The following is a 26757-nucleotide window of genomic DNA, read 5'->3' as shown; positions in this document are numbered from 1 at the left end:
CTATGAGGTGTACGGGCTCCTCAGTGCATCGACGAGGACCCGGGGGTCGAGATCGAGGTTGCCGGCGGCGATCATGCGTCGGCGCCGCTTGCCTCCGTCGTGCCGGGTGAACACCACGTGTGCCGCCTCCAGGCCGGACGCCGCAAAGATCTCGGCGCTCGTTCCGCTCCGGGCCCACTCCTCGGCACGGATCCGAGGTGCCAACGCCGATGGCCGGTCGATGGCAGGAAACAGCACGGCGATGGGAGTGATCGTGACCGCGACCTCGGGCAGGTGCACCTTCCGCCGAAGTTGTCGCACTCCCAGCGCACCGATTGCGACGGGAACCACGAGCATCACGATCTCGCCGAGGACGAAGGCCGCGGTGACGCTCCACCCGTCGGTAACCACGCCGACGAACGGTGCCAGCGCCATGAGCCCGAACAACATCCCGAGGATCAGCAGAAGGATTCCCTGCTTGCGCACAAGCCTTCGTAGGGTCTGCTCGCCGGCGGCTCGCTTGGCCTCGTCGTAGCGCGCAACCACCGTCGCGTCGGAGCTCACCGTTCGAACTCGATTGTCATGCCTAACCTTCCTCGGTTGTTCAGCATCTTCGCCGACCGAGGCACATCACGGCACTCAGACGTTGAAGCGGAACTCGACGACGTCGCCGTCCTGCATCGTATAGTCCTTGCCCTCGATGCGCGCCTTGCCCTTGGCGCGCGCCTCGGCGATCGAGCCGGTCTCCACGAGGTCGTCGAAGCCGATGATCTCGGCTTTGATGAAGCCCTTCTCGAAGTCCGTGTGGATGACGCCGGCGGCCTGCGGGGCCTTGGCGCCCTTCGGGATGGTCCAGGCGCGGGTCTCTTTGGGGCCGGCGGTGAGGTAGGTCTGCAGTCCGAGCGTGTCGAAGCCGATGCGGGCGAGCTGGTCGAGGCCGCTCTCCTCTTGTCCGGTCGACTCGAGCAGTTCGGCGGCGTCGGCCGGGTCGAGGTCGATCAGCTCCGACTCCAGCTTGGCGTCGAGGAAGATCGCGTGGGCGGGGGCGACGAGAGCCGCGAGCTCATCGAGCTTCGCCTTGTCGTTCAGCACGCCCTCGTCGATGTTGAAGACATAGATGAAGGGCTTGGCGGTCAGCAGTCCGAGCTCGCGGATCGGCTCGAGGTCGATCGTCGACGCTGAGAGCGGCTTGCCCGTGTCGAGCCACTCCCGTGCAGCCTTGACGGCCACCAGAGTCGAGGGGTCGGCCTTCTTGCCCTTGACCTCTTTCTCGAAGCGGGCCTCCGCCTTCTCGAGGGTCTGCAGGTCGGCGAGGATCAGCTCGGTGTTGATGGTCTCGAGGTCGCTGGCCGCGTCGACCTTGCCGTCGACGTGCACCACGTCTTCGTCGGTGAATCCGCGCACGACCTGCGCGATCGCATCCGCTTCACGGATGTTCGCGAGGAACTTGTTGCCGAGGCCCTCGCCCTCGCTCGCGCCCTTCACGATGCCCGCGATGTCGACGAACGACACGGGGGCAGGCAGGATGCGCTCGCTTCCGAAGATCTCGGCCAGGGCGGCGAGGCGCGCATCGGGAAGGTTGACGACACCCACGTTCGGCTCGATCGTGGCGAACGGGTAGTTCGCTGCGAGCACCTGGTTCTTTGTCAGGGCGTTGAACAGGGTGGACTTGCCGACATTGGGCAGACCGACGATTGCAATAGTGAGAGCCACGAGCATCCATCGTACTTGCCCGGCGCGCGGGCTCTCTTCGGAACCGGGGTCGGTACCCCGTGAGAGCATCGACATGTGCCCCTGAATTTCACTGCCATCGACTTCGAGACCGCCAACTCCTATCGCGAGTCCGCGTGTTCGGTGGGTCTGGTCAAGGTGCGCGACGGCGTCGTCGTCGACGAGGCCTCGTGGTTCATCAAGCCCGAGATCGGGTTCGACGAGTTCCTGCCGTGGAACACGAAGATCCACGGCATCTACCGCGAAGACGTCGAAGACGCCCGTGGTTGGGAGGAGCAGCTCGACGAGCTCGTCGACTTCGTCGGAGACGATCATTTCGTGGCGCACAATGCGGCATTCGACATGGCCGTCATCCGCGCGGCGAGCGCGGCGGCCCGCGTGGAGTGCCCGCCGAACGCCTACGCCTGCAGCCTGCAGATCGCGCGCAAGACCTACTCGCTCGACTCGTATCGTCTGCCGGTGGCAGCCATGGCGGCGGGCTTCGAAGACTTCCGGCACCACGACGCGCTGGCGGATGCCGAGGCGTGCGCGGCGATCATCATCCATGCGGCCGACCGTCACGAGGTGAACTCGATCGAGACCCTCGCCGGGGCCGCGGGCGTGAAGATCTCGCAGCTGCGACCGGCGGTCGTCGCACCCGTTATCTGACGCGCGGCCGATCCTTCCGGCGATGTCGGGGGCCGGTGCGAGACTTCCGGCATGGATCCCATACTCGCTCTCGTGCTCGGTCTGCTCATCGGCGTGGCGCTCGGCGGCACCATCGGCTGGATGCTCCGCGCCAGCAGGATTCCGGCCTTCGACCCGAGGCCGCTGGCCGAGCTGCAGGCTCGATCGGCTGCAGCCGAGGCCACAAACGCAGGACTACGCGAGCAGCTCGAGCTGCAGCTGGGGCGCATCACAGAATTCCAACAGCGAATCCGTGAGATGAGCGAGGCAGAGGCAGAGAGGGTCAGCTCGGACGAGCGGGTTCTGGTCGCCCTCAGCCCGGTCGCCGAGAGCCTGCGGCTGGTTCAGCGCAAGGTGTCGGAGCTCGAGGAGCAGCGACAGAAGCAGCACGGCGAACTGAGCGAACAGCTGCGCCACGCCACCGAATCCGAAGAACGCCTGCGCAGCACTGCGGAGTCGCTCGCCTCTGCGCTTCGCTCCAACAGCACCCGGGGCGTCTGGGGAGAGACGCAGCTGCGACGCGTCGTCGAAGCGGCCGGCCTGATCGAACGCGTCGACTTCGACGTTCAGACCAGCATCGTCTCGTCGAGCGGCGCGGGTCGGCCCGACATGGTGGTGCATCTGCCCGGCGGCAAGAACATCGCCGTCGACGCGAAGGTTCCGTTCGACGCATATCTCGAGGCCAGCCTCATTCCGGCCACGGCCACCGGGGCCGACGGTGCAGAACGAGACCGCCTGCTGAAACGCCACGTCAAAGCGGTTCGCGACCACATCATCAGCTTGAGCAACAAGAGCTACTGGTCCGGCCTCGAGGCCTCCCCCGAACTGGTGATCGCCTTCATCCCGAGCGAATCCCTCGTGTCGAGCGCGCTCGAGGCCGATCCGAGCATCATGGAGTTCGCGTTCTCACGCAAAGTGGCCCTCGCCTCCCCCGTGACGCTCTGGTCGGTGCTGAAGACCGTCGCCTACAGCTGGCAGCAAGACGTGCTCACGCACGACGCGAAGGTGCTCTTCGACCTGAGCCGGGAGCTGTACACGCGCCTGGCCACCACCGCCACGCACGCCGAGAAGCTCGGTCGATCGATCGAACGCAGTGTGCGCGACTACAACTCGTTCGTCGGATCGCTCGAACGGCAGGTCTTTCCGACAGCGCGCAAGCTCAACGCACTCGACGAGTCGACCGTGCTCGGCGTGCTCCCCACGATCGAGGAGCAGCGCCGCGAGCTGTCGAGCTTCGAACTGGTCGCCGAACTGGAGAGGACCGAGGCGAGGGCTTAGAACCGTCGAAGGCCTAGAACCGTCGAAGGCCTAGAACCATTTGTCAGCGATGTGGTCGGCGACGATGCGTCGGATGGTGCCCGAGCGGCTGCGCAGAACCAGGCTCTCCGTGCGGATGATCGGGCCCTTCTTGCGCACCCCCGCGACCAGGCCGCCATCCGTCACACCCGTCGCCACGAACATCGTGTTGTTGCCCCTGACCAGATCGTCGGCCTCGTAGATGCGGTCCACGTCGAGGCCCGCGTCGATCGCACGCTGGCGCTCCTCGTCGGTCTTCGGCAGCAGGCGCCCCTGGATGAGGCCGCCGAGAGCCTTGATGGCGCACGCCGTGACGATGCCCTCGGGGCTCCCGCCCACACCGACGCACATGTCTGTTCGCGTCTCGTAGCGGGCCGCGTTGATGCCGCCGGCGACGTCGCCGTCGAGAAGCAGACGGGTGCCGGCACCGGCGGCGCGGATCTCCTCGATCAGACCGACGTGCCGCGGCCGGTCGAGCACCGCGACCTTGATGTCGGAGACGTCTTTGCCCTTGGCCTTGGCGAGGGCGCGGATGTTGTCGCCGATCGGGCGGTCGATGTCGATCACGCCGATGCCCTCGGGTCCGGTGACGATCTTGTCCATGTAGAAGACGCTCGACGCGTCGAGCATCGTGCCACGGTCGGAGACGGCGATGACGGAGAGAGCGTTTTGGCGCCCCGCGGCGGTGAGGCTGGTTCCGTCGATCGGGTCGACCGCGATGTCGCAGGCCGGCCCGCGACCGTTGCCGACGTGCTCTCCGTTGAACAGCATGGGGGCCTCGTCCTTCTCGCCCTCGCCGATCACGACGACGCCGTCGAAGTTGACCGTGGTGAGAAAGGCGCGCATGGCGTCGACGGCGGCGCCGTCGGCGGCGAGCTTGTCGCCACGACCGATGAAGGGGTATGCACGGATGGAGGCAGCCTCGGTCGCGCGAACCAGTTCCATGGCCAGGTTGCGATCGGGGTGAAGGTAGAGGGCGTCGGTATCGGTATTCGTCATTGCAGACCTCACTGAATCGTGGCCACGTGACGGCTCCTGTCGCGCGTCATCGCCTGGCTACTCCAGAGTACCGGTGGGTCTCTCCCCTAGGATGAAGTCGCGTAGACACAAGGAGAAACCATGCCCATCGCAACGCCTGACCAGTACGCCCAGATGCTCGACACCGCGAAAGCGAAGGGGTTCGCGTATCCCGCGTTCAACGTGTCGTCGTCGCAGACCCTCAACGCCGTCCTCCAGGGACTGACCGAGGCCGAATCCGACGGCATCATCCAGGTCACGACAGGCGGCGCGGACTACTTCGCCGGCCACACGCGCACCGGAGCTCGCGCCACGGGAGCACTCGCCTTCGCCGCGTTCGCCCACGAGGTGGCCAAGAACTACCCGGTCACCGTCGCACTGCACACCGACCACTGCCCGAAGAACGCGCTCGAGAGCTTCGTCCTGCCGCTGATCGCCGCGTCCGAGGCCGAGGTCAAGGCCGGCCGCAACCCGATCTTCCAGTCGCACATGTGGGACGGATCGGCCGTTCCCCTCGCAGAGAACCTCGAGATCGCCCAAGACATCATCGCTCGCACCCGCGCCATCAACGCCATCCTCGAAGTCGAGATCGGGGTCGTCGGTGGCGAGGAGGACGGCGTCAGCCACGACATCAACGAGCATCTCTACACGACGGTCGACGACGCGATCGCCACGGTCGAGGCCCTCGGACTCGGAGACAAGGGTCGCTACATGGCCGCTCTCACCTTCGGCAACGTGCACGGCGTCTACAAGCCCGGCAACGTGAAGCTCCGTCCGGAACTCCTGAAGGAGATCCAGGACGGCGTGCAGGCCAAGTACGGCACCGGCCCGCTGCCCTTCGACCTCGTCTTCCACGGCGGTTCGGGATCGACGGATGCGGAGATCTCGGAGGCTGTGGCCAACGGCGTCATCAAGATGAACATCGACACCGACACGCAGTACGCGTTCAGCCGTTCGGTGGCCGACACCGTTCTGAAGAACTACGACGGCTTCCTCAAGGTCGACGGAGAAGTCGGAAATAAGAAGGTCTACGACCCTCGGTCGTGGGGCAAGCTGGCCGAGACGGCCATGGCCGCCCGCGTCATCGAGTCCACCCACCAGCTCGGCTCCGCCGGCAACTCGGGAAAGTAGACACCCGAACGATGGCAGACGACCGGCCCACTCCTCGCTACGGCGAACTCGCACCCGAGGGGTGGGTCTGGTCGCCTCCAGCCGATCCGCACGCTGCAGAGGTCGATGACACTCAGCAGGAAGACCCTGATCCGCAGGCCACAGAGGGCACTCCGGCTAAGCCCTACCGCGTCGTCGACGCATCGATCTCTGTGTTCCTGCTCGTGACTGCGGTGATGTTCAGCTCGTCGAGCGTTCCGTCGTTGTTCGGTCTGCGCAGCACGATCGACATGTTCTACGCAGACCGAGGTCTGGGCGAATACGGCGGCGGATCGGCTGTCGACATCGCGGGTGCCGTAGCCGCGATCGCGCAGCTCGTGCTTCTCGCGGCAACCATCTGGATCACGGTGAGGCTGATCGGTCAGCGCCGCCGATCGTGGCCCGTTCCGCTGCTGATGGGCGCACTCGCCCTCATCGTGACATTCGGATGCCTCGTGCTGGCCCTGGTCGCGGACCCCGGCCTCCTGACGTCGATCAGTTCGAGCTGATCCGACCGCCGAGGGCCCGGGCGTCGTTCTTGCCGGTCATGTCCTTGCGGAGTTCCTTCGGCAGGGAGAAGATCAGGTCTTCCTCGGCCGTGATGACCGTCTCGATGTCGCCGTAGCCGGCTCCGGCCAGCTCATCGAGCAGATCCTGCACCAGAACCTCGGGCACGGATGCGCCGCTCGTGACCCCGACGGTGTTGACGCCGTCGAGCCACTCCTGCTTGACCTCGTGCGCGTAGTCGACGCGATAGGCGGCCTTGGCGCCGTACTCGAGCGCGACCTCGACGAGGCGCACGGAGTTGGACGAGTTCGCCGAGCCAACCACGATGACGAGGTCGGCATTCTTGGCGACCTTCTTGATGGCCACCTGGCGGTTCTGGGTCGCGTAACAGATGTCGTCGCTGGGCGGGTCCTGGAGATTCGGGAAGCGCGCACGCAGGCGGTTCACCGTCTCCATGGTCTCGTCGACCGACAGCGTGGTCTGGGAAAGCCAGACGACCTTGTCGGGGTCGCGGACCACGACGGTGTCGGCCTCGTCGGGGCTGCCGACGAGCGTCGTGTGCTCGGGCGCCTCTCCGGCCGTGCCCTCGACCTCTTCGTGGCCCTCGTGCCCGATGAGAAGGATCTCGAAGTCGTCGCGGGCGAAGCGCACGGCTTCGCGGTGCACCTTGGTGACGAGGGGGCACGTGGCATCGATGGCCTGGAGGCCGCGATCGGCGGCTCCCTGCACGACTGCCGGCGAGACACCGTGGGCGCTGAACACCACGTGGGCGCCGGGCGGAACCTCGTCGACCTCCTCGACGAAGATCGCGCCGCGCTTCTCGAGTGTCTGCACGACGTGGATATTGTGCACGATCTGCTTGCGCACGTACACCGGGGCGCCGTAGTGCTCGAGCGCTTTCTCGACTGCGACGACCGCGCGGTCCACTCCTGCACAGTAGCCTCGGGGCGCTGCGAGCAGCACCTTCTTCTCCCCGGTGACGGGGGTATCCTTTAGCCTGTTTCGTACGCCGGGAATCCTCGGCATCGGCAGACTTATAGTGGCTTGGCTCACTCCTCCATGGTAACCGTGAAAACCGGGAGGTCGGCCGTCGACAGATCCACGCGCAGGGAGCACCCGCATGACAGACGCCCCGCAGGCCGGCGCGCCGGCGACTCTCGAGAATCCGTGGCCGGTCGCCCTCCTCTCCAGCAAGATCAAGGGCTACATCGACAGGCTCGGCACCGCGTGGGTCGAAGGGCAGATCACGCAGTGGGGCGTGTCGGGTGCGAACGTCTACGGCAAACTGCGCGATGTCACCGACGATGTCACGATCGGCTTCACCATCTGGTCGAGCGTGCGCGGCCGGATTCCCGATGACCTCAAGCAGGGCGACCGGGTCGTGGCCCTTGTCAAACCGAATTACTGGCTCAAGGGCGGAACGCTCACGATGCAGGTGTTCGAGATGCGGCATGTGGGGCTCGGCGACCTGCTCGAGCGACTCGAACGGCTGCGGCGGCAACTGGCATCCGAGGGCCTGTTCGACGCCTCGCGAAAGAAGAGCCTGCCATTTCTCCCTCACTGCGTGGGATTGATCACCGGCAAAGACAGCGACGCCGAGAAAGACGTGCTGCGCAATGCGCAGCTCCGGTGGCCGTCGGTCGAGTTCCGCGTGGTGCACGCGGCCGTGCAGGGTGACCGCACGCCCCGCGAGATCACCGCCGCCATCCAACAGCTCGACGCCGACCCCGAGGTCGACGTCATCATCATCGCCCGAGGCGGCGGTGACTTTCAGAACCTCCTCGGGTTCAGCGATGAGGGCGTCGTGCGTGCCGCCGCTGCCGCGACCACCCCGATCGTCAGTGCCATCGGCCACGAGGCCGACCGCCCCCTGCTCGACGAGGTGGCCGACCTTCGCGCCTCCACACCCACCGACGCGGCCAAGCGCGTCGTGCCCGACGTGGCCGAGGAGCTCTCCCGCGTTCTCCAGGCCAGGGCGAGACTGGGCGTGCGCATCAACCACGTGATCAAGAACGAGATCGACAGGCTCGGTCAGCTGCGCAGCCGCCCCGTGCTCGCCGACTCGAGCTGGTTGATCGACGTGCGAAGCGAAGAACTCACCCGCTACGTGGCGCGGGGCAGCGAGCTCGCCTCACGCATCGTCGAGCGGGCAGACGACCGCACCCGGCAGCTGGTCGCCCACCTGAGGGCGCTCTCGCCGCAACGCACCCTCGATCGGGGATACGCCATCGTGCAGCGCGACGGCGGGTCGATCGTGCGCGGCCGAGACGACGCGCCGAGCGGTGCCGGTCTCACGATCACGGTCTCCGACGGGGCGATCGGCGCCACGTCCACGGGCTCCCGAGGCCCACTCGCCGCCGCCACATCCTCCACCGCAGAATAAGATTGGAACCATGCCCTCCTCCGCGACGACTCCGTCGACAGAAGACATCGATGCTCTCAGCTACGAGCAGGCTCGCGACGAACTCGTGCGGGTCGTCACCGAACTCGAACAGGGTTCGTCGACCCTCGAGCAGTCGCTTGCCCTCTGGGAACGCGGCGAGGCGCTCGCGCGGCGATGCGAGCACTGGCTGATCGGCGCCAAGGCCCGGCTCGACGCCGCCCGCCAGTCGGTCTCCGAGTAGCACGAGGTGGCCCGCCGCGACCCGAAACCCCGCCCCATCGTGGCGGAACTCGGACGACCCGAGACGCCCGAGGAAGAGGCAGCCCGGAAGGCGCAGAACTCCAAGAACTACCGCGACAGCAAGACGATCCGAAACCTCTGGGTCGCCGTCGGCGTCACCGTCGGCATCGTCGCCCTCATCGTCCTCCTCGTTCCGAGAGACGATTCGTCGCGGCTGCAGGCCGTCGACTACCGTGCGGTGGCGGTCAGCGCCCAGCGCACGCTCCCCGTGCCCCTCGCGGTGCCCGAGCTCCCCGACACGTGGACCTCGAACGTCGCGGAGATCCGGACGGCGAGCCTCGACGGAGTGACCTCGTGGTTCGTCGGACTCATCACGCCGTCGAAGCAGTTCCTGTCGATCACGCAGGGAATCGACGCGAATCCGAGCTGGCTCGTCACCGAACTGAAGCAGACGTCGCCGACCGGCACCGCCACGATCGACGGCATCGAGTGGACCGTATACGACAACCGCGATTCCGACCGTGACGTGGGGAATGTGAAATACGCTCTCACCACCGAAGCGGGCCGCAGCACGTTCATCGTCGCCGGAACGGCGACACCCGAAGAAGCAGAGGCGCTGGCGTCGACCATCACCGACGCGATCGAACAACAGACCACAGGGGCGACACCATGAGCGATTCACCACGAACACCGGCCAAGATCTGGGGCGAGATGGTGCGCGGCAACGAGCGTTTCATCAACGGCACGCCGCGTCATCCCCGGCAAGACGTCGAGCGCAGGCACCAGATCGCCGCCGGGCAGGCTCCCCGAGCCGCGCTCTTCGGGTGCAGCGATTCCCGTCTCGCAGCCGAGATCATCTTCGACAAAGGCCTCGGCGACCTCTTCGTCGTGCGCAACGCGGGTCAGGTCATCTCCGACTCCGTGCTCGGGAGCCTCGAATACGCCGTGGCCGTGCTCGGCGTGCCGCTGATCGTGGTCCTCGGCCACGACGAGTGCGGTGCCGTCGCAGCAGCCATCGAATCCGTCGGTCCGGATGCGCCGCTGCTGCCCGTGCACATCCGCGGCATCATCGAGAAGATCACGCCCGCCGTGCACGCCGCCGAACACCACGGCGACGACGCGACCGCAGCGGTCGACCCGCACGAGGTCGGTCGCCTGCACCTGCGCGACACCGTGCGAGAACTGCTCGAGAGTTCCGAGATGATCAGCGAGGCCGTCGCAGACGGCCGGCTCGCCATCGTCGGCGCGAACTACAGACTGGCTGAGGGCAGGGCTGTAGCCGATCTCGTGATCGGCTCCGTCTGACCCTCGGCACCACACTCCGAATCACCGCCCACCCGGGCGAAACCCACAGGAAGGCAGGCCACACAGTGGTGGACACAGCAACCGGAACGCACGGAACCGACGAGTTCCGGATCGAGCACGACACGATGGGCGAGGTTCGCGTGCCCGTCGACGCCAAGTACGGCGCGCAGACGCAGCGTGCCGTCGAGAACTTCCCGATCTCCGGAGACCGACTCGAGTCGGCCCAGATCGCGGCTCTCGCCCGCATCAAGAAGGCGGCCGCCCTGGCGAACGCGCAGCTCGGCGTACTCGACCAGGCCATCGCCGACTCGATCGCCTCTGCAGCCGACGAGGTCATCACAGGGTCGCTCGACGACGAGTTCCCGATCGATGTCTACCAGACCGGCAGCGGCACCTCGTCGAACATGAACATGAACGAGGTTCTCAGCACCCTCGCCTCGGCTCGCCTGGGCAGCCGGGTCCACCCGAACGACCACGTCAACGCATCGCAATCGTCGAACGACGTCTTCCCCACCTCTGTGCACATCGCCGTCACGGGTGCGCTCATCACGCAGCTCATTCCCTCCCTCGAGCACCTGGCCGTCGCCCTCGAGGCGAAGGCCGAGCTGTGGAAGACCGCGGTCAAGGCCGGACGCACGCACCTGATGGACGCCACCCCCGTGACCCTCGGTCAGGAGTTCGGCGGCTACGCCCGTCAGATCCGACTCGGCATCGAGCGTGTGCAGTCCGCGCTCCCCCGCGTCGCCGAGGTTCCCCTCGGAGGCACCGCGGTCGGAACGGGCATCAACACGCCGGCCGGATTCCCCCAGCTGGTCATCCGGCTGCTCGCAGAGGAGACCGGCCTGCCGATCACCGAGGCGCGCGACCATTTCGAGGCCCAGGGCGCACGGGATTCGCTCGTCGAGGCATCCGGTGCCCTGCGAGTGCTCGCGGTGAGCCTCACCAAGATCTGCAACGACCTGCGCTGGATGGGCTCCGGCCCGAACGCGGGCCTGGGCGAGCTGCACATCCCCGACCTGCAGCCCGGATCGTCGATCATGCCCGGCAAGGTCAACCCCGTCATCCCCGAGGCCGTACTGATGGTCTGCTCCCGCGTCATCGGCAACGACGCCAGCATCGCATGGTCGGGCGCGTCGGGTGCATTCGAGCTCAACGTCGCAATCCCGATCATGGGCACCGCGCTCCTCGAGTCGATCCGCCTGCTGTCGAGCTCATCCGTGCTTCTGGCAGACAAGGCCGTGGCGGGCCTCGAGGCCAACCTCGAGCACGCCCGCGCACTCGCCGAGTCGTCGCCGTCGATCGTCACCCCGCTCAACCGCATCATCGGCTACGAGGCCGCAGCGAAGATCGCCAAGCACTCCGTCGCGAACAAGGTCACGGTTCGCGAGGCCGTCATCGAACTCGGATTCGTGGAGCGGGGCGAGGTCACGCTCGACCAGCTCGATTCCGCGCTCGACGTGCTCTCGATGACCACGCCGCCCGCGGCCTAGTTCCAGTAGAGGGCCAGCGCGGCAAGCGTTCCCCCGTCGCGGATTGCTCCTGAGGCCATCGCGGCACGTACCTCGTCGGGGGACGCAAGGCCGCTCGTCCAATGCTCCGCCGGCTCGAGGGTCGCCGTGCTCCACCCTGTGACGGGGCCGGCGAAGACGAAGCACTTCGATTCCGTGATGCCCGGGCATTCGAAGAACCAGCCGAGCGACCTCAGCTCGCCCACTGAGTAGCCCGTCTGCTCGAGCAGCTCCCGGCGGGCCGCGGCCTCTGCCTTCTCCGACGGCTCGAGGGCACCCGACGGCAGCTCGACGAATGCGTCGGTTCCGGTGGTGTGCCGAGGGCCTCGCACGATCACGAGCGAGCCGGCCTCGGTGACGGCGATCACCATCGCGCTGTCTGCACGCGTGACCTCGAACCAGTCCAGCGGACCGACCTCGGTGTGCTCGACCTCGAACCACGGGTTGCGGTGAACGGTCTGGCGACGCATCGGCATCGAGTGGTCTGTCACGACACCGACACTACCGAAGCAGCCTGCGCGGCAAGGGCCGTGATCACAGCCCAGAATGCGAGCAGGAGCACGGGCCCGAAGGCGATGCGTGCGGCCCTGCCTTCTCGGCGTCGTATCAGGAGCGCGGCCGAGTACACGCCGCCCAGCATGAAAGCCAGCAGCACGGCTGCGACGGCAGTCCAGGGCGAGAAGAGCGACAGGCATCCGGCGATCACCGCCGTCAACTTGACGTCGCCCATGCCGAGCCCGCCGAGGAGGTTCAGGGCGAGCATCGCCGCGACCAGAATCGACGTCGCGAGGACGGCCGCGGCGGGGAATCGGCCGGATTCGACGGCGAACCAGCCGGCATCGATGAGCGCAGCCCCCAGGCCCGGCACGACGAGCACGTTCGGCAGGCGCCTCAGGCGCACATCGATGACCACGAGGCTCGGGGAGACGAGGGCGAGCCACAGGGCGGTGATCGATCCAGGACCACCGCCGAGGGCCGCCCACGCGAGGATACCCAGGACGCAGACGACCAGAACGTGGGCGGGGGTCCTTGTCATGGCCCCCACGGTAACGAGGTGCGGGGCGGGCCGACGGGAGTTATCCACAGGGGACGACTCCGCGTGGGCACCGCCCCGCGTCAGGGCCGTCAGGCCAGTTCGTTCGACTCCAGCATCTCGGTCACGAGCGCGGCGATCGCCGACCGCTCCGATCGCGTCAGGGTCATGTGCCCGAACAGCGGATGCCCCTTCAGCGTCTCGATCACCGACGCGACGCCGTCGTGCCGCCCGACACGCAGGTTGTCGCGCTGGGCCACATCGTGGGTGAGCACCACTCGCGAGTTCTGGCCGATGCGGCTCAGAACGGTGAGCAGCACGTTGCGTTCGAGCGATTGCGCCTCGTCGACGATCACGAAGGCGTCATGCAGCGAACGACCACGGATATGGGTGAGCGGAAGCACCTCGAGGATGTTGCGCTCGATCACCTCGTCGATCACGTTCTGCGACACGATCGAACCGAGGGTGTCGAAGACCGCCTGCGCCCACGGGTTCATCTTCTCGGACGCGTCTCCCGGCAGGAAGCCGAGCTCCTGCCCACCGACCGCGTAGAGGGGCCTGAACACCATGATCTTGCGGTGCTGCTGCTTCTCGAGAACGGCCTCGAGTCCCGCGCAGAGGGCCAGAGCCGACTTTCCCGTTCCGGCTCGACCTCCCAGCGAGATGATTCCGACCTCGGGGTCGAGCAGCATGTCGATGGCCACCCGCTGCTCGGCGGAACGGCCGTGGAGTCCGAACACGTCGCGATCGCCGCGCACGAGACGGAAGCTCCGCTTGCCGGTGACGCGTCCGAGCGCCGAACCCCGATCCGAGTGGATGACGAGACCCGTGTTCACGGGGATGCCGTCGACGAGGTCGGTCTCCATCGACTCCGCGTCGTAGAGCGACGACATCTGGTCCGATCCGAGGGTGATGTCCGCGAGCCCCGTCCAGCCTGAGTCGACGGCGAGCTCGGCCCGGTACTCCTCGGCGGCGAGGCCGATGGAGGCGGCCTTGACGCGCAGCGGCAGGTCTTTCGACACCACCGTCACGGCGAGTCCGTCGTTGGCCAGGTTGAGGGCCACGGCGAGGATGCGCGAGTCGTTGTCGTTCAGCTGCAGCCCCGACGGGAGCACCGACATGTTGGAGTGGTTCAGTTCGACTCGGAGGCTTCCTCCGTCGCCCACGGCGATCGGGAAATCGAGCCGCTCGTGCAGGACGCGGAGTTCATCGAGGTTGCGCAGCGCCTGGCGGGCGAAGTATCCGATCTCCGGGTCGTTCCTCTTGGATTCGAGCTCGGTGATGACGATGACCGGCAGAACGACCGGATGTTCCGCGAAACGGAAGATCGCCTTGGGATCGGACAGCAGAACCGAGGTGTCAAGAACGTAGGTGCGTTCCTTCTGGTTCACGGCTGCCGGCGCCGCATCGGTTGTCCGCGTGCGGACTCCGGTGTCGGCTGACTGGTGGGAATTGCGATCGGCCACGACTACTCCAACCCCGAGCGCGATGCACTCGGATCACTGTGGCGAGTCGGCCCCTAAGCCTTTCTCAAGTCTCAGGTTTTCCTCGAGTCGTACTTATGTGGCCGACTCGACCAGGTGCCATACCTGATGAAACTTGACGCTACGTGCCGATGTGTTTCGAGAGGTGACGACACGCCCCGAGTTCGGTTACGTTCATGTAAACGAAGGGGGCCGGATGCCGTGGGCTCAGCCGCCGAATCGGCGGTGCCTGCGCGAGTAGTCGCGCAGGGCGCGCAGGAAATCGACCTCGCGGATGTCCGGTCCGAGCGCTTCCATGAAGTAGAACTCGCTGTGCGCGCTCTGCCAGAGCATGAAGTCGCTGAGTCGCTGTTCGCCGGAGGTGCGGATGACCAGGTCGGGATCGCGCTGGCCACCGGTGTAGAGATGCTCGGCGATGAGCTCCTGGTCGATGCTCTCCGCCAGGTCTTCGAGCGTGTGGCCCTGCTCCTGGTGGGCCCGGATGATGCTGCGCACGGCATCGGCGATCTCGGTGCGGCCCCCGTAGCCGACGGCGAGGTTCACGTGGAGACCCGTGTGGCCCGCGGTACGCTCCTCGGCCTCGTCAAGGGCGGAGACGAGTGTCGGAGGAAGGCCCAGATCGCTGCCGACGTGCTTGATCCGCCAGTCCCTGAAGTGCGACAGGGCACCGGCCAGCTCGGCGATGATGTCGACGAGCTCGTCGAGCTCGTCTTTCTTGCGACTGGTGAGGTTGTCCGTCGAGAGCAGGTAGAGCGTCACGACCTTGATTCCGAGGTCGTCGCACCAGACGAGGAACTCGCGCATCTTGGCGGCACCGGCGCGATGCCCGTGGGCAGCGGTGCCGAGCAGACGCTGCTTGGCCCAGCGGCGGTTGCCGTCGATGATCATCGCGACGTGGTGCGGCAGGGCCTCGACGGCGAGTTCACGCCGCAGCCGCTTCTGGTAGAGGCCGTAGAGAAAGCCGCTGCCCCGGGGATTCTCTTCGATGGACACACGGATACGCTACCCGTCTTCCGGCGCGTACGCTGGTGCCATGCCCGAGCCCGACCTTCCGAGGATTCCCCTTCTCGACGACGCCCTCGAACACCCCGTCGAAATCAAACCCACGTGGCGCGGCTGGATCCACGCGGGCACCTTCCCGCTCGCCATCGTGGGCGGCATCGTTCTCATCGTGCTCGCGGACGGAGCGGCGGCGAAGACGGCCAGCGCCGTGTTCATGGCGACGTCACTGCTGCTGTTCGGAAACTCCGCGCTCTACCACCGCTTCAACTGGCAGCCGCGCATGAAGCGGCTCCTGAAGCACATCGACCACGCCAACATCTTCCTGCTGATCGCCGGAACCTACACCCCGATCGCCGTTCTGGCCCTCCCGCCCGACAAGGGCATCCTTCTTCTGTGCCTCGTGTGGGCGGGCGCGCTGTTCGGCATCGGGTTCCGGGTGTTCTGGATCGACGCCCCCCGGTGGCTGTACGTGCTGCTCTACCTCGTGCTGAGCTGGGCCGCGGTCATGTATCTGGGCGACCTGCTCGCCACGAATGCCGCCATGATGCTGCTCGTGCTCATCGGGGGCGTCTGCTACACCGTGGGCGCCGTGGTCTACGCGCTCAAGCGGCCCAACCCGTTCCCCGGCCGGTTCGGCTTCCACGAGATCTTCCATGCGCTCACCCTGGTGGCGTTCCTCTGCCACTGGACAGCGATCCTGCTGATCGTGCTGAAGCCCGCCTACGGCAGCTGACTCGTGCCGTCGGCATCCCGAGCCTCTTGCTCGAGCTGCTGGCGCACCTGTTCGCGGTAGTTCACCCGGCGCACGCGGCGCACCATGTCGATCACCAGCAGGATCACGATGGCGGCCACGCCGAACGTGGCGATGAACCCGATGAACCCGGGAGTCACGGTGTCGGGGTCGAACTGCGGCTGGTCGTCGGCGCTCAGCAGAGCGGTCGTGACCGTCGCAGCGAGGTGATCAAAGCCGTACATCGTCGTCCTCGATTCCGGCGAACAGGTCGCCTTCGGGCATGGTCGTCTCGACGGTCGATCTCACCAGCTGGTAGTCCTCGAACGGCCAGGCCTTCTGCTGCAGCTCATTGGGCCAGAAGAAAAACGGGCTGTCGGGCGACACCTGGCTGGCGTGTGCCCTCAATGCGTTGTCGCGCACGTCGAAGAAGGGGCCGGCCGGCACCTGGGTCGTGGCGAGGAACGGGCTCTCCGTCATCCACGAGCGCATCTCGGTCATGGATGCGATGAGCGGGCTCTCGGGGTCTGTCGCGACGATCTCGTCGTAGACGGCACGCATGCGCTGGTAGCTGAAGATGCGGTCGTAGTAGAGCTTGGAGACGCCCCACGGTTCTCCCGCGTCGGGGTAGGCCGCGGCATCGGATGCCGCCTCGAGCGCGCGCACCGAGATCTCGTGGCACCGGATGTGGTCGGGGTGCGGGTAGCCGCCGTTCTCGTCATAGGTGATCAGCACCTGCGGCTTGAATTCGCGGATCAGGTGCACGAGAGGCTCGGCCGAGATCTCGACGGGGATCGCCGCGAACGCGTTCGCCGGAAGCGGCTCGCCCTCGTCGGGCAGCCCCGAGTCGGCGTAGCCCAGCCAGCGGTGCTCGAAGCCGACGGCCTTCTGGGCAGCCTGCATCTCGTAACGACGCAGGCCCGCCATGTCTCTCTCGGCGTGACGACGCTCTGCCAGCGACTCGTTCAGGATGCTGCCGCGCTCTCCCCCGGTGCAGCTCACCACCATGACCTCGACCCCGCGATCGAGGTAGTAGGCGTACGTCGCCGCGCCCTTGCTCGATTCGTCGTCGGGGTGGGCGTGCACGGCCATCAGGCGCAGCGTCATCGGTCTCATCTCCACAGCTTTGCCGATTAGCCTAGACATCTAACCAACACCTAAGACTAATCGCTGCTTCGAGAGGCACCCATTCCGTGACGCGTGACGACCTTGCCATCCGCTACGGGCGAACGCGCGCCCATTCGCGACGCACACGCCTCATCGCGCTCGTGACGGCGGCCGTGTTCGCCGTCGTGCTGGTCGGCTGGGTGGTGTGGGCAGGGCTCGACAACTCCAGCGCGGAGCTCGAGGCGAAGGACACGGGGCACACGGTCATCGACGAGCACTCGGTCTCGATCGACTTCCTGCTCACCGTTCCGAAGGGCTCCACGGCGAGCTGCGCGCTGCAGGCGCAGAGCGCGAAATTCGCTATCGTGGGCTGGAAGATCGTCGACATCCCCGCATCCGACGAGGCGACGCGAGGCATCACGGAGACGATCCGTACGACCGAGCAGTCGGTCACAGGTTTGATTTACCGCTGCTGGCTCACCTAGGCTCTTCCTCGATGCCCGGGAGATTTCCCGGGCCATATTGATTTGTACGAGGGAGTTCCCATGGCAGACGAAGCAGCCCAGGTCACATGGCTGACCCAGGAGGCCTACGACCGCCTCACGAATGAGCTCGAGGAGCTCAGTGGGTTCGGCCGCACCGACATCGCCAAGAAGATCGAGATGGCCCGCGAAGAGGGCGACCTGAAGGAGAACGGCGGCTACCACGCCGCCAAAGAGGAGCAGGGCAAGATGGAGGCCCGCATCCGCCAGCTGACCCTGCTGCTGCGCACCGCCGAGGTCGGAGAGATCCCCGAGAGCCACGGCGTCGTCGAGGGCGGCACCGTCATCACCGCGCTCGTCGCGGGAGACGAGACGGTCTTCCTTCTCGGCAACCGCGAGATCGCCGGCGACAACGACCTCGACGTGTGGAGCGAGTCGAGCCCCCTGGGCCAGGCGATCCTCGGACTCAAGGTCGGCGACAAGACCTCGTTCGTCGGCCCGACCGGCCGCAACATCGACGTCGAGATCGTCAAGGTCGAGACCTACCGCGCCTGATCAGTCGTCGCTGATGCGCGGGTCGAATCCGGCGTCGCGGAGCATGTCGAGAACCTGCTGCCGATGCTCGGGCCCGCGTGTCTCGACGCTCAGCTCCAGTTCCACCTCGCTGATCTGCAGTCCCTTGCCGTGACGGGTGTGCAGCACCTCGAGCACGTTGGCATTGGCCCCGGCGAGCAGCTCGGAGATGCGCGCCAGCTGGCCGGGGCGGTCGGGAAGCATGATGCGCATCTTCAGGTATCTGTCTGATGCGGCGAGACCGTAGTTGATGAGCTTCAGCATCAGCAGCGGGTCGATGTTGCCGCCCGAGAGGATGACCACGGTCGGCCCCGTGGCCGTGACCTGGCCCGACAGGATCGCGGCCACACCGACGGCGCCCGCGGGCTCGACGACCTGCTTGGCGCGTTCGAGAAGCACCAGCAGCGCCTTCGCCATGTCGGCTTCGGAGACCGTGACGACCTCGTCGACGAGCTCCTTGACGATGGCGAAGTTCAGCAGGCCCGGCTTGGCGACGTGGATACCGTCGGCCATGGTGGGCGAAGTCGTGATCTGCGTGGGCTCGCCCGCCGCCAGGGAGGGAGGGTAGGCCGCGGCGTTGGCCGCCTGCACGCCGATGACCCGGATCGTGCGCCCCTCGAGTTCTGCACGCCGCTTGAGCGCCGAGGCGACGCCCGAGATGAGGCCGCCACCACCGATGGGAACGATCACCGTCTCGACGTCGGGAACCTGATCGAGGATCTCGAGCCCGAGGGTCGACTGTCCGAGCACGATGTCGGGGTGATCGAACGGCGGGATGAAGACGGCGCCCGTCGTCTCGGCGAACTCGGCCGCCGCCCGCAGTGCCTCCTCGACGCTGTGGCCGCGCAGCACGACATCGGCGCCGTACTGCTTCGTGGCCTGCAGCTTGGGCAGCGGAACGCCGAGAGGCATGAAGATGGTCGCCGAGATGCCGAGCTCGCGCGCGGCGAAGGCCACACCCTGGGCATGATTGCCGGCCGATGCCGCGACGACTCCGCGCACCCGCTCGTCGGGCGAGAGACGGGAGAGCCGGTTGTAGGCCCCGCGGATCTTGTACGACCCCGTGCGCTGCAGATTCTCGCACTTGAGGAAGACAGGAGCACCCAGTTCCGTGCTGAGGAAGCGCGACGTCTCCATCGGAGTGGGGTCGACGATGCGGGACACCCGCTCGCGGGCATCCATCATGTCGTCGAGCGTCGGAACCGCGGTGATCACGGGCTGCGTGAGTGAGTCAGTCATTCGAGAACGATGTCTTTCGGTGTGGAGAGGGGAGGTCGCCAGTCACCCCGGGCGATGTAGCCGATCATCACATTGAGCACGGCGACGATCGGAACGGCGAACAGGGCCCCGGGGATTCCCGCGACGACCGACCCGCCGGCCACGGCGAGGACGACGGCGAGGGGGTGCACCTTCACCGCGGTGCCCATGACGAGGGGCTGCAGCACGTGGCCCTCGATCTGCTGAACGAGCAGGACGATGCCGAGCATGATGAGCGCGACCACCCAGCCGTTGTAGACCAGCGCGATGAAGACCGCGAGTGCCCCGGTGGCGACGGCGCCGATCACGGGGATGAAGGATCCGAGGAAGACCAGGACGGCGATGGGGATGGCCAGGGGCAGCTGGAGGATCGCGGCTCCCGCGCCGATGCCGATGGCGTCGATCGTGGCGACGAGGATCTGCACCTTGATGAAGTTCTGCAGCGTCAGCCATCCGGCCTTGCCCGCCCCGTCGAGTGCCGCGCGTGCGCGTCGCGGGAAGACGCGCACGATCCACGCCCAGATTCCCTTCCCGTCGATCAGGATGAACAGCGTCGAGAAGAGAGTCAGCAGCACGCCCGCGAAGAGCTCCGTCACCGTCGACCCCACCGACACGGCTCCCGAGAGCAGCACCGACGAGTCGGCCTGGAGGAACGAGAGCGCCTGGGAGAGGTAGGCGGAGAGATCACTGTCGGAGACGTTGAACGGCGGCTGCGTCAGCCAGTCCCGGAGGTCGTGGACGCTCGCGACGGTCTGATCGCGCAGGTCGCCGAAACCGGCACGCACCTGGGCGACCACGAGGAAGATGAGGGCCGCCACGATGACCAGCGTTCCCAGCTCCGCCACGGTGATCGCGAGCCACTTGGGCCACCGATGCGCGACGAGCCAGTTCTTCAGGGGAACGAGGAGCGCGGACAGCAGGGTCGCCACGAGAAGCGGGATGACGAGGAGCCTGAGGTAGGAGACCAGGAAGAACAGCACGCCGAGGGCGCCGACGATGGCGAGCAGTCGCCACGACCAGGCCCCCGCGATGCGGAGTCCGGGAGGCACTGCGGCATCGTTCACGTCGGGCTCGGACATGTCCTCATTCTAGGCGCGCTGCTGCACCGCCACGGCCGCTCCGGTGAGTGCGAGGAAGACGCTGTCGCCGACCGCCGCCGGCGCTGTCGCGCCATGCTGGATGCGCACCAGCGCGCCCGAGGAGAGTCGCACCGTGGTGCGGCGGAAGCTGCCGAGGAAGCTGCTCGACACGACCTCGGCGGGAATTCCCTCGGCGGCGAAGACGATGTCCTCCGGACGCACGTAGGCCGAGACCGGGCCGAGGGGCGTCGTCGTGTCGATCAGGGGCAGCCGTACGCCCTCGACGACGACGACTCCCGACTCGTCGACCACGCCGTCGAGACGGTTGCTGAGCCCCACGAACTCGGCCACGAACGACGTTCTCGCCCGGGTGTACAGCTCCTCGGGAGCACCGATCTGCTCGATCGTGCCCGCCCGCATCACCGCGACCCGATCGGCGACCGCGAGGGCCTCCTCCTGATCGTGCGTCACGAAAAGGGTGGTGATTCCGAGGTCGATCTGGATGCGCCGGATCTCGTCTCGGAGCTGCACCCGCACGCGGGCATCGAGTGCCGACAGGGGCTCGTCGAGCAGCAGCACGCGCGGCTCCGTCACGAGGGCCCTGGCCAGCGCCACACGCTGCTGCTGCCCGCCGGAGAGCTGGTGCGCGTAGCGGTCGGCGTGCACGCCGAGGCCGACCATGTCGAGGGCGGCCAGCGCACGCGTGCGCCGCTCGTCTTTCGGAACCTTGCGCATCCGGAGCCCGAATTCGACGTTCGAGCGCACGGTGAGGTGAGGAAAGAGCGAGTACGACTGGAAGACCATGCCGATGTCGCGTCTGTTCGCGGGCAGGCCCGAGACGTCGGCGCCGTCGATCGTGATGCTGCCGCCGGTCGCGTCTTCGAGGCCGGCGAGCACGCGCAGGGCCGTGGTCTTGCCGCAGCCGCTCGGGCCCAGGAGCGCGACGAACTCGCCGGGCTGCAGCGTGAGGTCGACGCCGTCGAGGGCCCGGTGCCCCGGGAACTCCTTGACGACGGAGCGGAACTCGACGGTGGCGCCGGCTCCGCGTGATGTCGTGTCGGTTCGGGCGGCGGGTCTGGTGGTGAGACTCATGAGGATGCTCCGGTAAGGGATCGTTTTCTACGGGGTGCGCCGACCCTGCCGATGGCGAGCAGCAGCAGGAAGGCGAAGACGAGGGCCAGCAGGGCGAAGATCACCGCGACGAAGGGGTCGGACTTCGACACGATGACGAGCGCGGTCTGCAGGTTGACCCGGTTCAGCAGCGCCGCGATCGTGTACTCGCCCAGCACGACGGCGACCGAGATGAACGACGCCGAGAGGATTCCGCGGCGCAGGTTGGGCAGGAGGACCCGAACCAGCACCGTCGCCCACCCGGCGCCGAGAGAGCGCGCGGCCTCGCTGAGCGTCACGACGTCGATCGCCTGGAGATTGGCCTGGATGGCGCGATACGCGAAGGGAAGCACGATGATCCCGTAGGCGAACGACAGGGTCCACACGCCGCTGCCGAACATCTTCGCCACCACGGAGTACACGGGAGCGAGGCCCACGACGAGCACGATGGCCGGGATGGTGATGGGCAGCAGGCAGAGGAACTCCATGGCTCGACGCAGGTACGAAAAGCGCAACTGCACCAGGATCATGGTCGGAACGAGGATGACGAGCATCACGGCCACCGTCACGACCGCGAGCACGACGGAGTTGCCGAGCGCGGTGAGAACGCCCTTGTACTCCCCCGTCAGTCCCCCGGAGAAGACGGCGATCCACCGGCTGAAGTCGTAGCCGCCCTCGAGCCCGCGGCGCAGCGTGAACTCCCCCATGGCGACGATCGGCACGAGGAACACGAGCCCGACGACGCCGAGGATGAGCCACCGGGTGAGGGGCCGCGGCTCGATCATCGCTGCCACTTCGCAGACCGCTTCATCAGCAGTGAGTAGAGCGTCATCACGATGACCATCACCACGATCATTCCGAGGGCGAGCGCGCCGGCGAGGTTCTCCCGGCCGAGCACGGTCTCGCTCGTGAGGGCGGCGCGGATCTGCAGCGGAACGATCTGCGAGCCCTGACTCGTGAGGGCGGCCGCCGTCGCGAACGACGAGAACGCGTTGGCGAAGAGCAGCAGCAGGCAGCCGAGGAACGACGGGGTGAGCACCGGGATGCCGATGCGCCACCAGTAGGTCGCCCGCGATCCGCCGAGGCTGGCATTGGCCTCGGCCCACTGGGGTTTCAGGCCCTCGAGCGCGGGGAGGAACGTGATGATCATCAGCGGAACCTGGAAGTAGATGTAGGGAAGGACGAGGCCCGGCAGCTCGTAGAGCCAGACGCCGTCGGCGAAGATGTCGATGCCGAGCGAATCGCGCAGGTAGACGGTGACCATGCCCTGGATGCCGATGGTCGCGACGAACGCGAACGCCAGCATCACGCCGCCGAACTGGGCGAGCACGCCGCTCGCGGAGTCGACGACCGAGCGCAGCAGGCCGGTGGGGTTCGTGCCGATGAGCGCGTAGCAGCAGGCGGCGCCGACGACCGAACCGATGACGGCCGTCAGAGCGGAGAGCCCGATCGAGTTGCCGAAGGTGTTCAGCACGACAGGGTCGGCGAGGGCCTCGATGTTGGTCAGCGAGAACGAGCCGCTGCCGTCGAGGAATCCGGTGAACAGGGCGATCGCGGTGGGCAGCCCGAGGAACAGGAGGATGTACGCCGCGAAGGGAACGAGGCCGAGGAAACTCGGCACGGTGAAGGCTGCCCGTCGCGACGACTCGGGGCGTCGAGCCCGCACTGCTGCAGGCTCGACGCCCTCGAGGGGAGCGACGACCGACACGAGGGTGTCAGCCATCAGATGATCGTCTCTACCGGGCTACTGAACCGCTGCGGCCCAGTTGCTGCCGAGCAGCGCAGCGGCGTCCTCGGACTCCTTCGCCGAGGGTACGACGGTCTCGTCCGGGGTCTCGGGCAGGGCGTCGAAGAGCTTCTCGTCGATCGTTCCGGCCTCGGCCATGGCCTCCGCGCGAACGGGACGTGCGCCACCGGCGAGCCACAGGTTCTGGGCCTCGTCGCTGTAGAGGAACTCCTGCCACAGGCGCGCGGCGGCCGGGTGCGGAGCGTCGGCGTTGATGGCCTGGTTGTAGTAGCCGGCGTAGCCGGTTCCCGGAAGCACGACGACCTCCCACTTGCGCTGGCCGTCGAGGTCCTTGCCGTAGCCCACGTTCAGGTAGTCCCAGTCGAAGACGACGGGGGTCTCGCCAGAGGCGATCGTGGCGGGCGTCGGGTCGATCTTCACGAAGTTGCCGGCCTTGTTCAGCTCGGAGAAGAAGTCGATGCCCGGCTGGAAGTCGGCGGTCGATCCGCCGTTCTGAACGGATGCCATTCCCACGGCAGCGAAAGCGGCCCCGGCCTGCGTGGGGTCGCCGTTGATCGCGACCTTGCCCTTGTACTCGTCGCCGAGAAGGTCGTCGAGGCTCGTCGGAGCCGGCACGGCGTCAGGGTCGTAGCCGATCGCCATGTATCCGCCGTAGTCGCCGACCCACAGGCCGTTCTGCTCCTTGAGCGCATCCGGAATGTCGGCCCAGGTCTCGACCTGGTACGGGGCGAACTTGTCGGTGTTGGCGAGGGCGACCGCGGCGCCGACGTCGAAGACGTCGGGTGCGGTGTCCTGGCCGGCGAGGTTGTCGGCCGCCTGGATCTCCTCGGCGCTGGACGCGTCGGGCGAGGCCTCGGTGATGGTGATCTCGGGGTACTTCGCGGAGAACGCGTCGAGCACGGCGCCGTAGTTGGCCCAGTCGCGCGGAAGGGCGATCACGTTGAGGGCGCCTTCGGCCTTCGCCGCTTCTTCGAGGCCGGCGAGGTCACCGAACGCCGAGACGCTGGTCGCCGTGGCGGCGTCGACTCCGCCGTCGGCGGATGCGTCGGTCGAGCTGCTCGCGCAGGAGCTCAGCGTGAGGGTGAGGGCGATCGCTGCGGCGATGCCGGCGATGGCTGTGCGGGTGGAAAGCAAGAGTCCTCCAGGGGAATCGGGCGGGTGCCGGAAAAGGGCTGTGGTTCCGACGTGCCGACGCTATGAGTGCCGCACGACCTGGATGCGACGGTCCGGTATCGCCGAGGTGAACGGCGCGTGTCTCGCTGTCGGTGGTGGATGGGTACCCTCGTGGCATGGCCTCATCGCTGTCTCCCGCCCTGGCACGCCGCGTCGCCCTCGCCGCTCAAGGCTTCGGCCGCCCGTCCACCGGCGCCCCTCCAGGCCTCCGCCAGTTCGGGTCGCTGATCGACAGGCTCGGCCTGCTGCAGATCGATTCGGTCAACGTCTTCGAACGCAGCCACTACCTGCCGGTCTTCGCCCGCCTGGGCGGCTACGACAAGGCGCAGCTCGACCGGCTCACCTACTCGCCGCGCATCACCGAGTACTGGGCGCACGAGGCATCGTTCATTCCCGTCGACACCCTTCCCCTGCTCCGCTGGCGGCAGCAGGAGTATCGAGAGAAGTGGGCGGCCGACTCCGAGTCGTGGTTCAACGCGAACAGGCCGATGACCGAGTGGCTTCTCGCAGAACTGGCGGCGAAGGGTCCCATGCGCGCGAGTGAGATCGAGCACGAGTCGAACACACGCAGCGGATCGTGGTGGGGCTGGTCAGACGTGAAGCGCGGGCTCGAGACCCTCTTCCGCTGGGGCGACGTGGTGAGCGCCGGCCGCACCCGCTTCGAGAGGGTCTACGCGCTGCCCGAACAGGTGCTGCCCGCGTCGGTGCGAGAGCTGCAGGTTCCGCGCGACGAGGCCATGCGACGACTGATCTCCATCTCCGCCCGCGCGCACGGGGTGGGCACGGCAGACGACTTCGCCGACTATTTCCGACTCAAGGCCGTCGACGCGGTGCCGGCGATCCGCGAACTCGAGGAGTCGGGCGAGCTGCTGCCCGTCGCCATCGACGGCTGGGGCAAACCCGCCTGGTTGCACCGGGACGCCCGGCTCCCCCGGCGCATGCAGGCCACCGCCCTGCTCTCGCCGTTCGATCCCGTCGTCTGGGCCCGCGCCCGCGCGCTGCGGCTGTTCGACTTCCACTACCGCATCGAGATCTACACCCCCGAGCCCAAGCGCGTATTCGGCTACTACGTGCTGCCCGTGCTCGTCGACGACCGCGTCGTCGGTCGGCTCGACCTCAAGAACGACCGGCAGGCGGGTGTGCTGCGGGTGCGGGCGTCATGGTCCGAACCGGGTGCGCCCGATGAGACGGCGGCCCGGCTCGCGCCGGTGCTGCGCCAGACCATGCAGTGGCAGGGGCTCACCGACATCGAGGTGTCGCCGAAGGGCAACCTGGCCGCCTCACTCGCCGCTGAGCTGTCGAGCTAGAACTCGCCGCCGATCTTCTCGAGGCGCGCGACCCGGTCGACGATGGGCGGGTGCGTGCTGAAGAGCCGGGTGAGCATTCCGGGCTTCAGCGGGTCTGCGATCCACATGTGCGACATCGACGACGACTGCTTCTGCATCGGCCGCCCGTAGGCCTCGAGCTTCTCGAGCGCGCTGGCGAGGGCATCCGGATGCCGCGTCGTGAGCGCTCCTGTGGCATCGGCGAGATACTCGCGCTGGCGCGACACCGCGGCCTGCACGAGGCCGGCGACGAGCGGAGCGACCAGCATGGCGACGAGTCCGAGGATGAGCACGACCGGGTTGCCGCCGCCTCCTCCCCCGTTGTTGTTGCTGCGTCCGCCGCCGAAGAAGGCGAAGCGCAGAAACATGTCGGCGATGAATCCGACGGCGACGACGAGGCCGAACACGATCATCGAGACGCGGATGTCGTAGTTGCGCACGTGCCCGAGTTCGTGGGCCATGACGCCCTCGAGCTCGGCATCCGTCATGAGGTCGAGCAGGCCCGTGGTGGCCGCGACGCTGGCGTGCTGCGGATCACGGCCGGTGGCGAACGCGTTGGGGGCGGGGTCGTTCACGATGTAGACGGCGGGCATCGGCGTGCCCGTCGTGATCGAGAGGTTCTCGACGATGCGCCAGAGCCGCGGATTGTCGGACTTCTGGATCTGCACGGCGCCGCTCGACATGATGGCCTGCCCGCTGGCTGCGAAGTACTGGAACAGCGCATACGCGATGGCCACGGCGACCGTGATGATGACGATAGTCGTGTTGTTGTAGATCCAGCTCGCCAGAAGGCCCAGCCCGCCGATGATCAGCAGGAAGACCAGGATGATGAAGACGGTGTTGCGTTTGTTCCTGGCGATCGCCCGGTACATTA

The 26757-nt window shown here is 67.1% G+C and carries 30 protein-coding genes; 13 read left to right on the top strand and 17 right to left on the bottom strand.

Annotated features, from left to right (window positions below; genetic code table 11):
• Both QCD70_RS00400 and ychF read right to left on the bottom strand, forming a co-directional pair.
• Window positions 1–543 carry a hypothetical protein gene (locus QCD70_RS00400; protein ID WP_301213097.1) on the bottom strand — a complete coding sequence of 181 codons (543 nt, stop codon included), beginning with the start codon at window positions 541–543 and terminating at the stop codon, window positions 1–3.
• Between the two features lie 75 nt (window positions 544–618).
• Window positions 619–1692: a redox-regulated ATPase YchF gene (gene ychF, locus QCD70_RS00395; RefSeq protein ID WP_301213095.1), complete on the bottom strand. Its 1074-nt coding sequence runs from the start codon at window positions 1690–1692 to the stop codon at window positions 619–621.
• A 75-nt stretch (window positions 1693–1767) separates the two neighbouring features.
• On the opposite strand from ychF, the gene QCD70_RS00390 reads away from it, so the two are divergent.
• Window positions 1768–2358 carry an exonuclease domain-containing protein gene (locus QCD70_RS00390; protein WP_301213093.1) on the top strand — a complete coding sequence of 197 codons (591 nt, stop codon included), beginning with the start codon at window positions 1768–1770 and terminating at the stop codon, window positions 2356–2358.
• A 51-nt stretch (window positions 2359–2409) separates the two neighbouring features.
• Window positions 2410–3654, top strand: a complete 1245-nt coding sequence (locus QCD70_RS00385) for a DNA recombination protein RmuC (RefSeq protein ID WP_301213091.1) — start codon at window positions 2410–2412, stop codon at window positions 3652–3654.
• 30 nt (window positions 3655–3684) lie between these two features.
• On the opposite strand, the gene glpX is transcribed toward QCD70_RS00385, so the two are convergent.
• Window positions 3685–4671: a class II fructose-bisphosphatase gene (gene glpX / locus QCD70_RS00380; protein WP_301213090.1), complete on the bottom strand. Its 987-nt coding sequence runs from the start codon at window positions 4669–4671 to the stop codon at window positions 3685–3687.
• A gap of 120 nt (window positions 4672–4791) precedes the next feature.
• On the opposite strand from glpX, the gene fbaA reads away from it, so the two are divergent.
• Window positions 4792–5820, top strand: coding sequence for a class II fructose-bisphosphate aldolase (gene fbaA, locus QCD70_RS00375; RefSeq protein WP_055930005.1), 1029 nt, complete (start codon window positions 4792–4794; stop codon window positions 5818–5820).
• 11 nt (window positions 5821–5831) lie between these two features.
• Window positions 5832–6347, top strand: a complete 516-nt coding sequence (locus QCD70_RS00370) for a DUF6264 family protein (protein WP_301213089.1) — start codon at window positions 5832–5834, stop codon at window positions 6345–6347.
• Here the strand turns inward: QCD70_RS00370 and QCD70_RS00365 are convergent.
• Window positions 6334–7371 (bottom strand): 4-hydroxy-3-methylbut-2-enyl diphosphate reductase, encoded by a 1038-nt coding sequence (locus tag QCD70_RS00365; protein ID WP_301213476.1) that lies wholly within the window; start codon window positions 7369–7371, stop codon window positions 6334–6336. The genes QCD70_RS00370 and QCD70_RS00365 overlap by 14 nt on opposite strands.
• 94 nt (window positions 7372–7465) lie before the next feature.
• On the opposite strand from QCD70_RS00365, the gene xseA reads away from it, so the two are divergent.
• The 5 genes from xseA (at window position 7466) to QCD70_RS00340 (ending at window position 11763) form a co-directional block, all read left to right on the top strand.
• Entirely contained in the window at window positions 7466–8728 is a 1263-nt protein-coding gene (xseA, locus tag QCD70_RS00360; protein WP_301213087.1) for an exodeoxyribonuclease VII large subunit, read from the top strand.
• Between the two features lie 10 nt (window positions 8729–8738).
• Window positions 8739–8969, top strand: coding sequence for an exodeoxyribonuclease VII small subunit (locus QCD70_RS00355; protein WP_055930016.1), 231 nt, complete (start codon window positions 8739–8741; stop codon window positions 8967–8969).
• Window positions 8970–8975: 6 nt separating this feature from the next.
• Window positions 8976–9641, top strand: a complete 666-nt coding sequence (locus QCD70_RS00350) for a DUF4245 domain-containing protein (RefSeq protein WP_301213086.1) — start codon at window positions 8976–8978, stop codon at window positions 9639–9641.
• Window positions 9638–10273, top strand: a complete 636-nt coding sequence (locus QCD70_RS00345; RefSeq protein ID WP_301213085.1) for a carbonic anhydrase — start codon at window positions 9638–9640, stop codon at window positions 10271–10273. Before QCD70_RS00350 ends, QCD70_RS00345 begins: the two co-directional genes overlap by 4 nt.
• Before the next feature lie 65 nt (window positions 10274–10338).
• Window positions 10339–11763, top strand: a complete 1425-nt coding sequence (locus tag QCD70_RS00340; protein ID WP_301213083.1) for a class II fumarate hydratase — start codon at window positions 10339–10341, stop codon at window positions 11761–11763.
• Here the strand turns inward: QCD70_RS00340 and QCD70_RS00335 are convergent.
• The 4 genes from QCD70_RS00335 to QCD70_RS00320 all read right to left on the bottom strand — a co-directional run bounded on the left by QCD70_RS00335 (window position 11760) and on the right by QCD70_RS00320 (window position 15291).
• Window positions 11760–12272: an NUDIX hydrolase gene (locus tag QCD70_RS00335; RefSeq protein WP_301213082.1), complete on the bottom strand. Its 513-nt coding sequence runs from the start codon at window positions 12270–12272 to the stop codon at window positions 11760–11762. The two genes, QCD70_RS00340 and QCD70_RS00335, sit on opposite strands and share 4 nt — an antisense overlap.
• The gene (locus QCD70_RS00330; RefSeq protein WP_301213081.1) at window positions 12269–12817 is read right to left on the bottom strand and encodes a prepilin peptidase; all 549 of its coding nucleotides are present in this window, start codon (window positions 12815–12817) and stop codon (window positions 12269–12271) included. The genes QCD70_RS00335 and QCD70_RS00330 overlap by 4 nt, the downstream gene beginning before the upstream one ends.
• A gap of 89 nt (window positions 12818–12906) precedes the next feature.
• Window positions 12907–14205, bottom strand: coding sequence for a PhoH family protein (locus tag QCD70_RS00325; RefSeq protein WP_055948429.1), 1299 nt, complete (start codon window positions 14203–14205; stop codon window positions 12907–12909).
• Window positions 14206–14505: 300 nt separating this feature from the next.
• Window positions 14506–15291, bottom strand: coding sequence for an isoprenyl transferase (locus tag QCD70_RS00320; RefSeq protein WP_301213080.1), 786 nt, complete (start codon window positions 15289–15291; stop codon window positions 14506–14508).
• Window positions 15292–15331: 40 nt separating this feature from the next.
• Between QCD70_RS00320 and trhA the strand changes: the two genes are divergently transcribed.
• Complete coding sequence (trhA, locus tag QCD70_RS00315) at window positions 15332–16033, top strand: PAQR family membrane homeostasis protein TrhA (RefSeq protein ID WP_301213078.1); 702 nt, start codon at window positions 15332–15334, stop codon at window positions 16031–16033.
• On the opposite strand, the gene QCD70_RS00310 is transcribed toward trhA, so the two are convergent.
• Complete coding sequence (locus QCD70_RS00310) at window positions 16021–16275, bottom strand: hypothetical protein (protein ID WP_301213076.1); 255 nt, start codon at window positions 16273–16275, stop codon at window positions 16021–16023. The genes trhA and QCD70_RS00310 overlap by 13 nt on opposite strands.
• On the bottom strand, window positions 16262–17137 hold the full coding sequence (gene mca / locus QCD70_RS00305) for a mycothiol conjugate amidase Mca (protein ID WP_200920368.1): 876 nt from the start codon (window positions 17135–17137) through the stop codon (window positions 16262–16264). Before mca ends, QCD70_RS00310 begins: the two co-directional genes overlap by 14 nt.
• An 86-nt stretch (window positions 17138–17223) precedes the next feature.
• Between mca and QCD70_RS00300 the strand changes: the two genes are divergently transcribed.
• Both QCD70_RS00300 and greA read left to right on the top strand, forming a co-directional pair.
• Window positions 17224–17622 (top strand): DUF4307 domain-containing protein, encoded by a 399-nt coding sequence (locus tag QCD70_RS00300; RefSeq protein WP_301213075.1) that lies wholly within the window; start codon window positions 17224–17226, stop codon window positions 17620–17622.
• A 60-nt stretch (window positions 17623–17682) separates the two neighbouring features.
• Window positions 17683–18174 carry a transcription elongation factor GreA gene (greA, locus tag QCD70_RS00295; RefSeq protein ID WP_055930046.1) on the top strand — a complete coding sequence of 164 codons (492 nt, stop codon included), beginning with the start codon at window positions 17683–17685 and terminating at the stop codon, window positions 18172–18174.
• Here the strand turns inward: greA and ilvA are convergent, their stop codons facing one another.
• The 6 genes from ilvA to QCD70_RS00265 are packed head-to-tail and all read right to left on the bottom strand — an operon-like array spanning window position 18175 to window position 24519.
• Complete coding sequence (gene ilvA, locus QCD70_RS00290) at window positions 18175–19431, bottom strand: threonine ammonia-lyase (RefSeq protein ID WP_301213073.1); 1257 nt, start codon at window positions 19429–19431, stop codon at window positions 18175–18177.
• A complete protein-coding gene (locus tag QCD70_RS00285) occupies window positions 19428–20528 on the bottom strand; it encodes an AI-2E family transporter (RefSeq protein WP_301213072.1) in 1101 nt (366 codons plus the stop codon). The genes ilvA and QCD70_RS00285 overlap by 4 nt, the downstream gene beginning before the upstream one ends.
• A gap of 9 nt (window positions 20529–20537) precedes the next feature.
• Window positions 20538–21620: an ABC transporter ATP-binding protein gene (locus QCD70_RS00280; protein ID WP_301213071.1), complete on the bottom strand. Its 1083-nt coding sequence runs from the start codon at window positions 21618–21620 to the stop codon at window positions 20538–20540.
• The gene (locus tag QCD70_RS00275) at window positions 21617–22423 is read right to left on the bottom strand and encodes an ABC transporter permease (RefSeq protein WP_301213069.1); all 807 of its coding nucleotides are present in this window, start codon (window positions 22421–22423) and stop codon (window positions 21617–21619) included. The genes QCD70_RS00280 and QCD70_RS00275 overlap by 4 nt, the downstream gene beginning before the upstream one ends.
• Entirely contained in the window at window positions 22420–23361 is a 942-nt protein-coding gene (locus tag QCD70_RS00270; protein ID WP_301213068.1) for an ABC transporter permease, read from the bottom strand. Before QCD70_RS00270 ends, QCD70_RS00275 begins: the two co-directional genes overlap by 4 nt.
• 21 nt (window positions 23362–23382) lie before the next feature.
• The gene (locus QCD70_RS00265) at window positions 23383–24519 is read right to left on the bottom strand and encodes an ABC transporter substrate-binding protein (RefSeq protein WP_301213067.1); all 1137 of its coding nucleotides are present in this window, start codon (window positions 24517–24519) and stop codon (window positions 23383–23385) included.
• Between the two features lie 155 nt (window positions 24520–24674).
• On the opposite strand from QCD70_RS00265, the gene QCD70_RS00260 reads away from it, so the two are divergent.
• Complete coding sequence (locus QCD70_RS00260) at window positions 24675–25865, top strand: winged helix-turn-helix domain-containing protein (RefSeq protein WP_301213066.1); 1191 nt, start codon at window positions 24675–24677, stop codon at window positions 25863–25865.
• On the opposite strand, the gene QCD70_RS00255 is transcribed toward QCD70_RS00260, so the two are convergent.
• Complete coding sequence (locus QCD70_RS00255; RefSeq protein ID WP_301213064.1) at window positions 25862–26755, bottom strand: M48 family metalloprotease; 894 nt, start codon at window positions 26753–26755, stop codon at window positions 25862–25864. The two genes, QCD70_RS00260 and QCD70_RS00255, sit on opposite strands and share 4 nt — an antisense overlap.
• Window positions 26756–26757 lie beyond the last annotated feature (2 nt).

The organism is Agreia sp. PsM10, assembly GCF_030433855.1.
In the GTDB taxonomy this organism is placed as follows: Bacteria; Actinomycetota; Actinomycetes; order Actinomycetales; family Microbacteriaceae; genus Agreia.
Note: the sequence above shows the minus strand (reverse complement) of the source record. Positions and strands in the feature narration are given on the sequence as shown.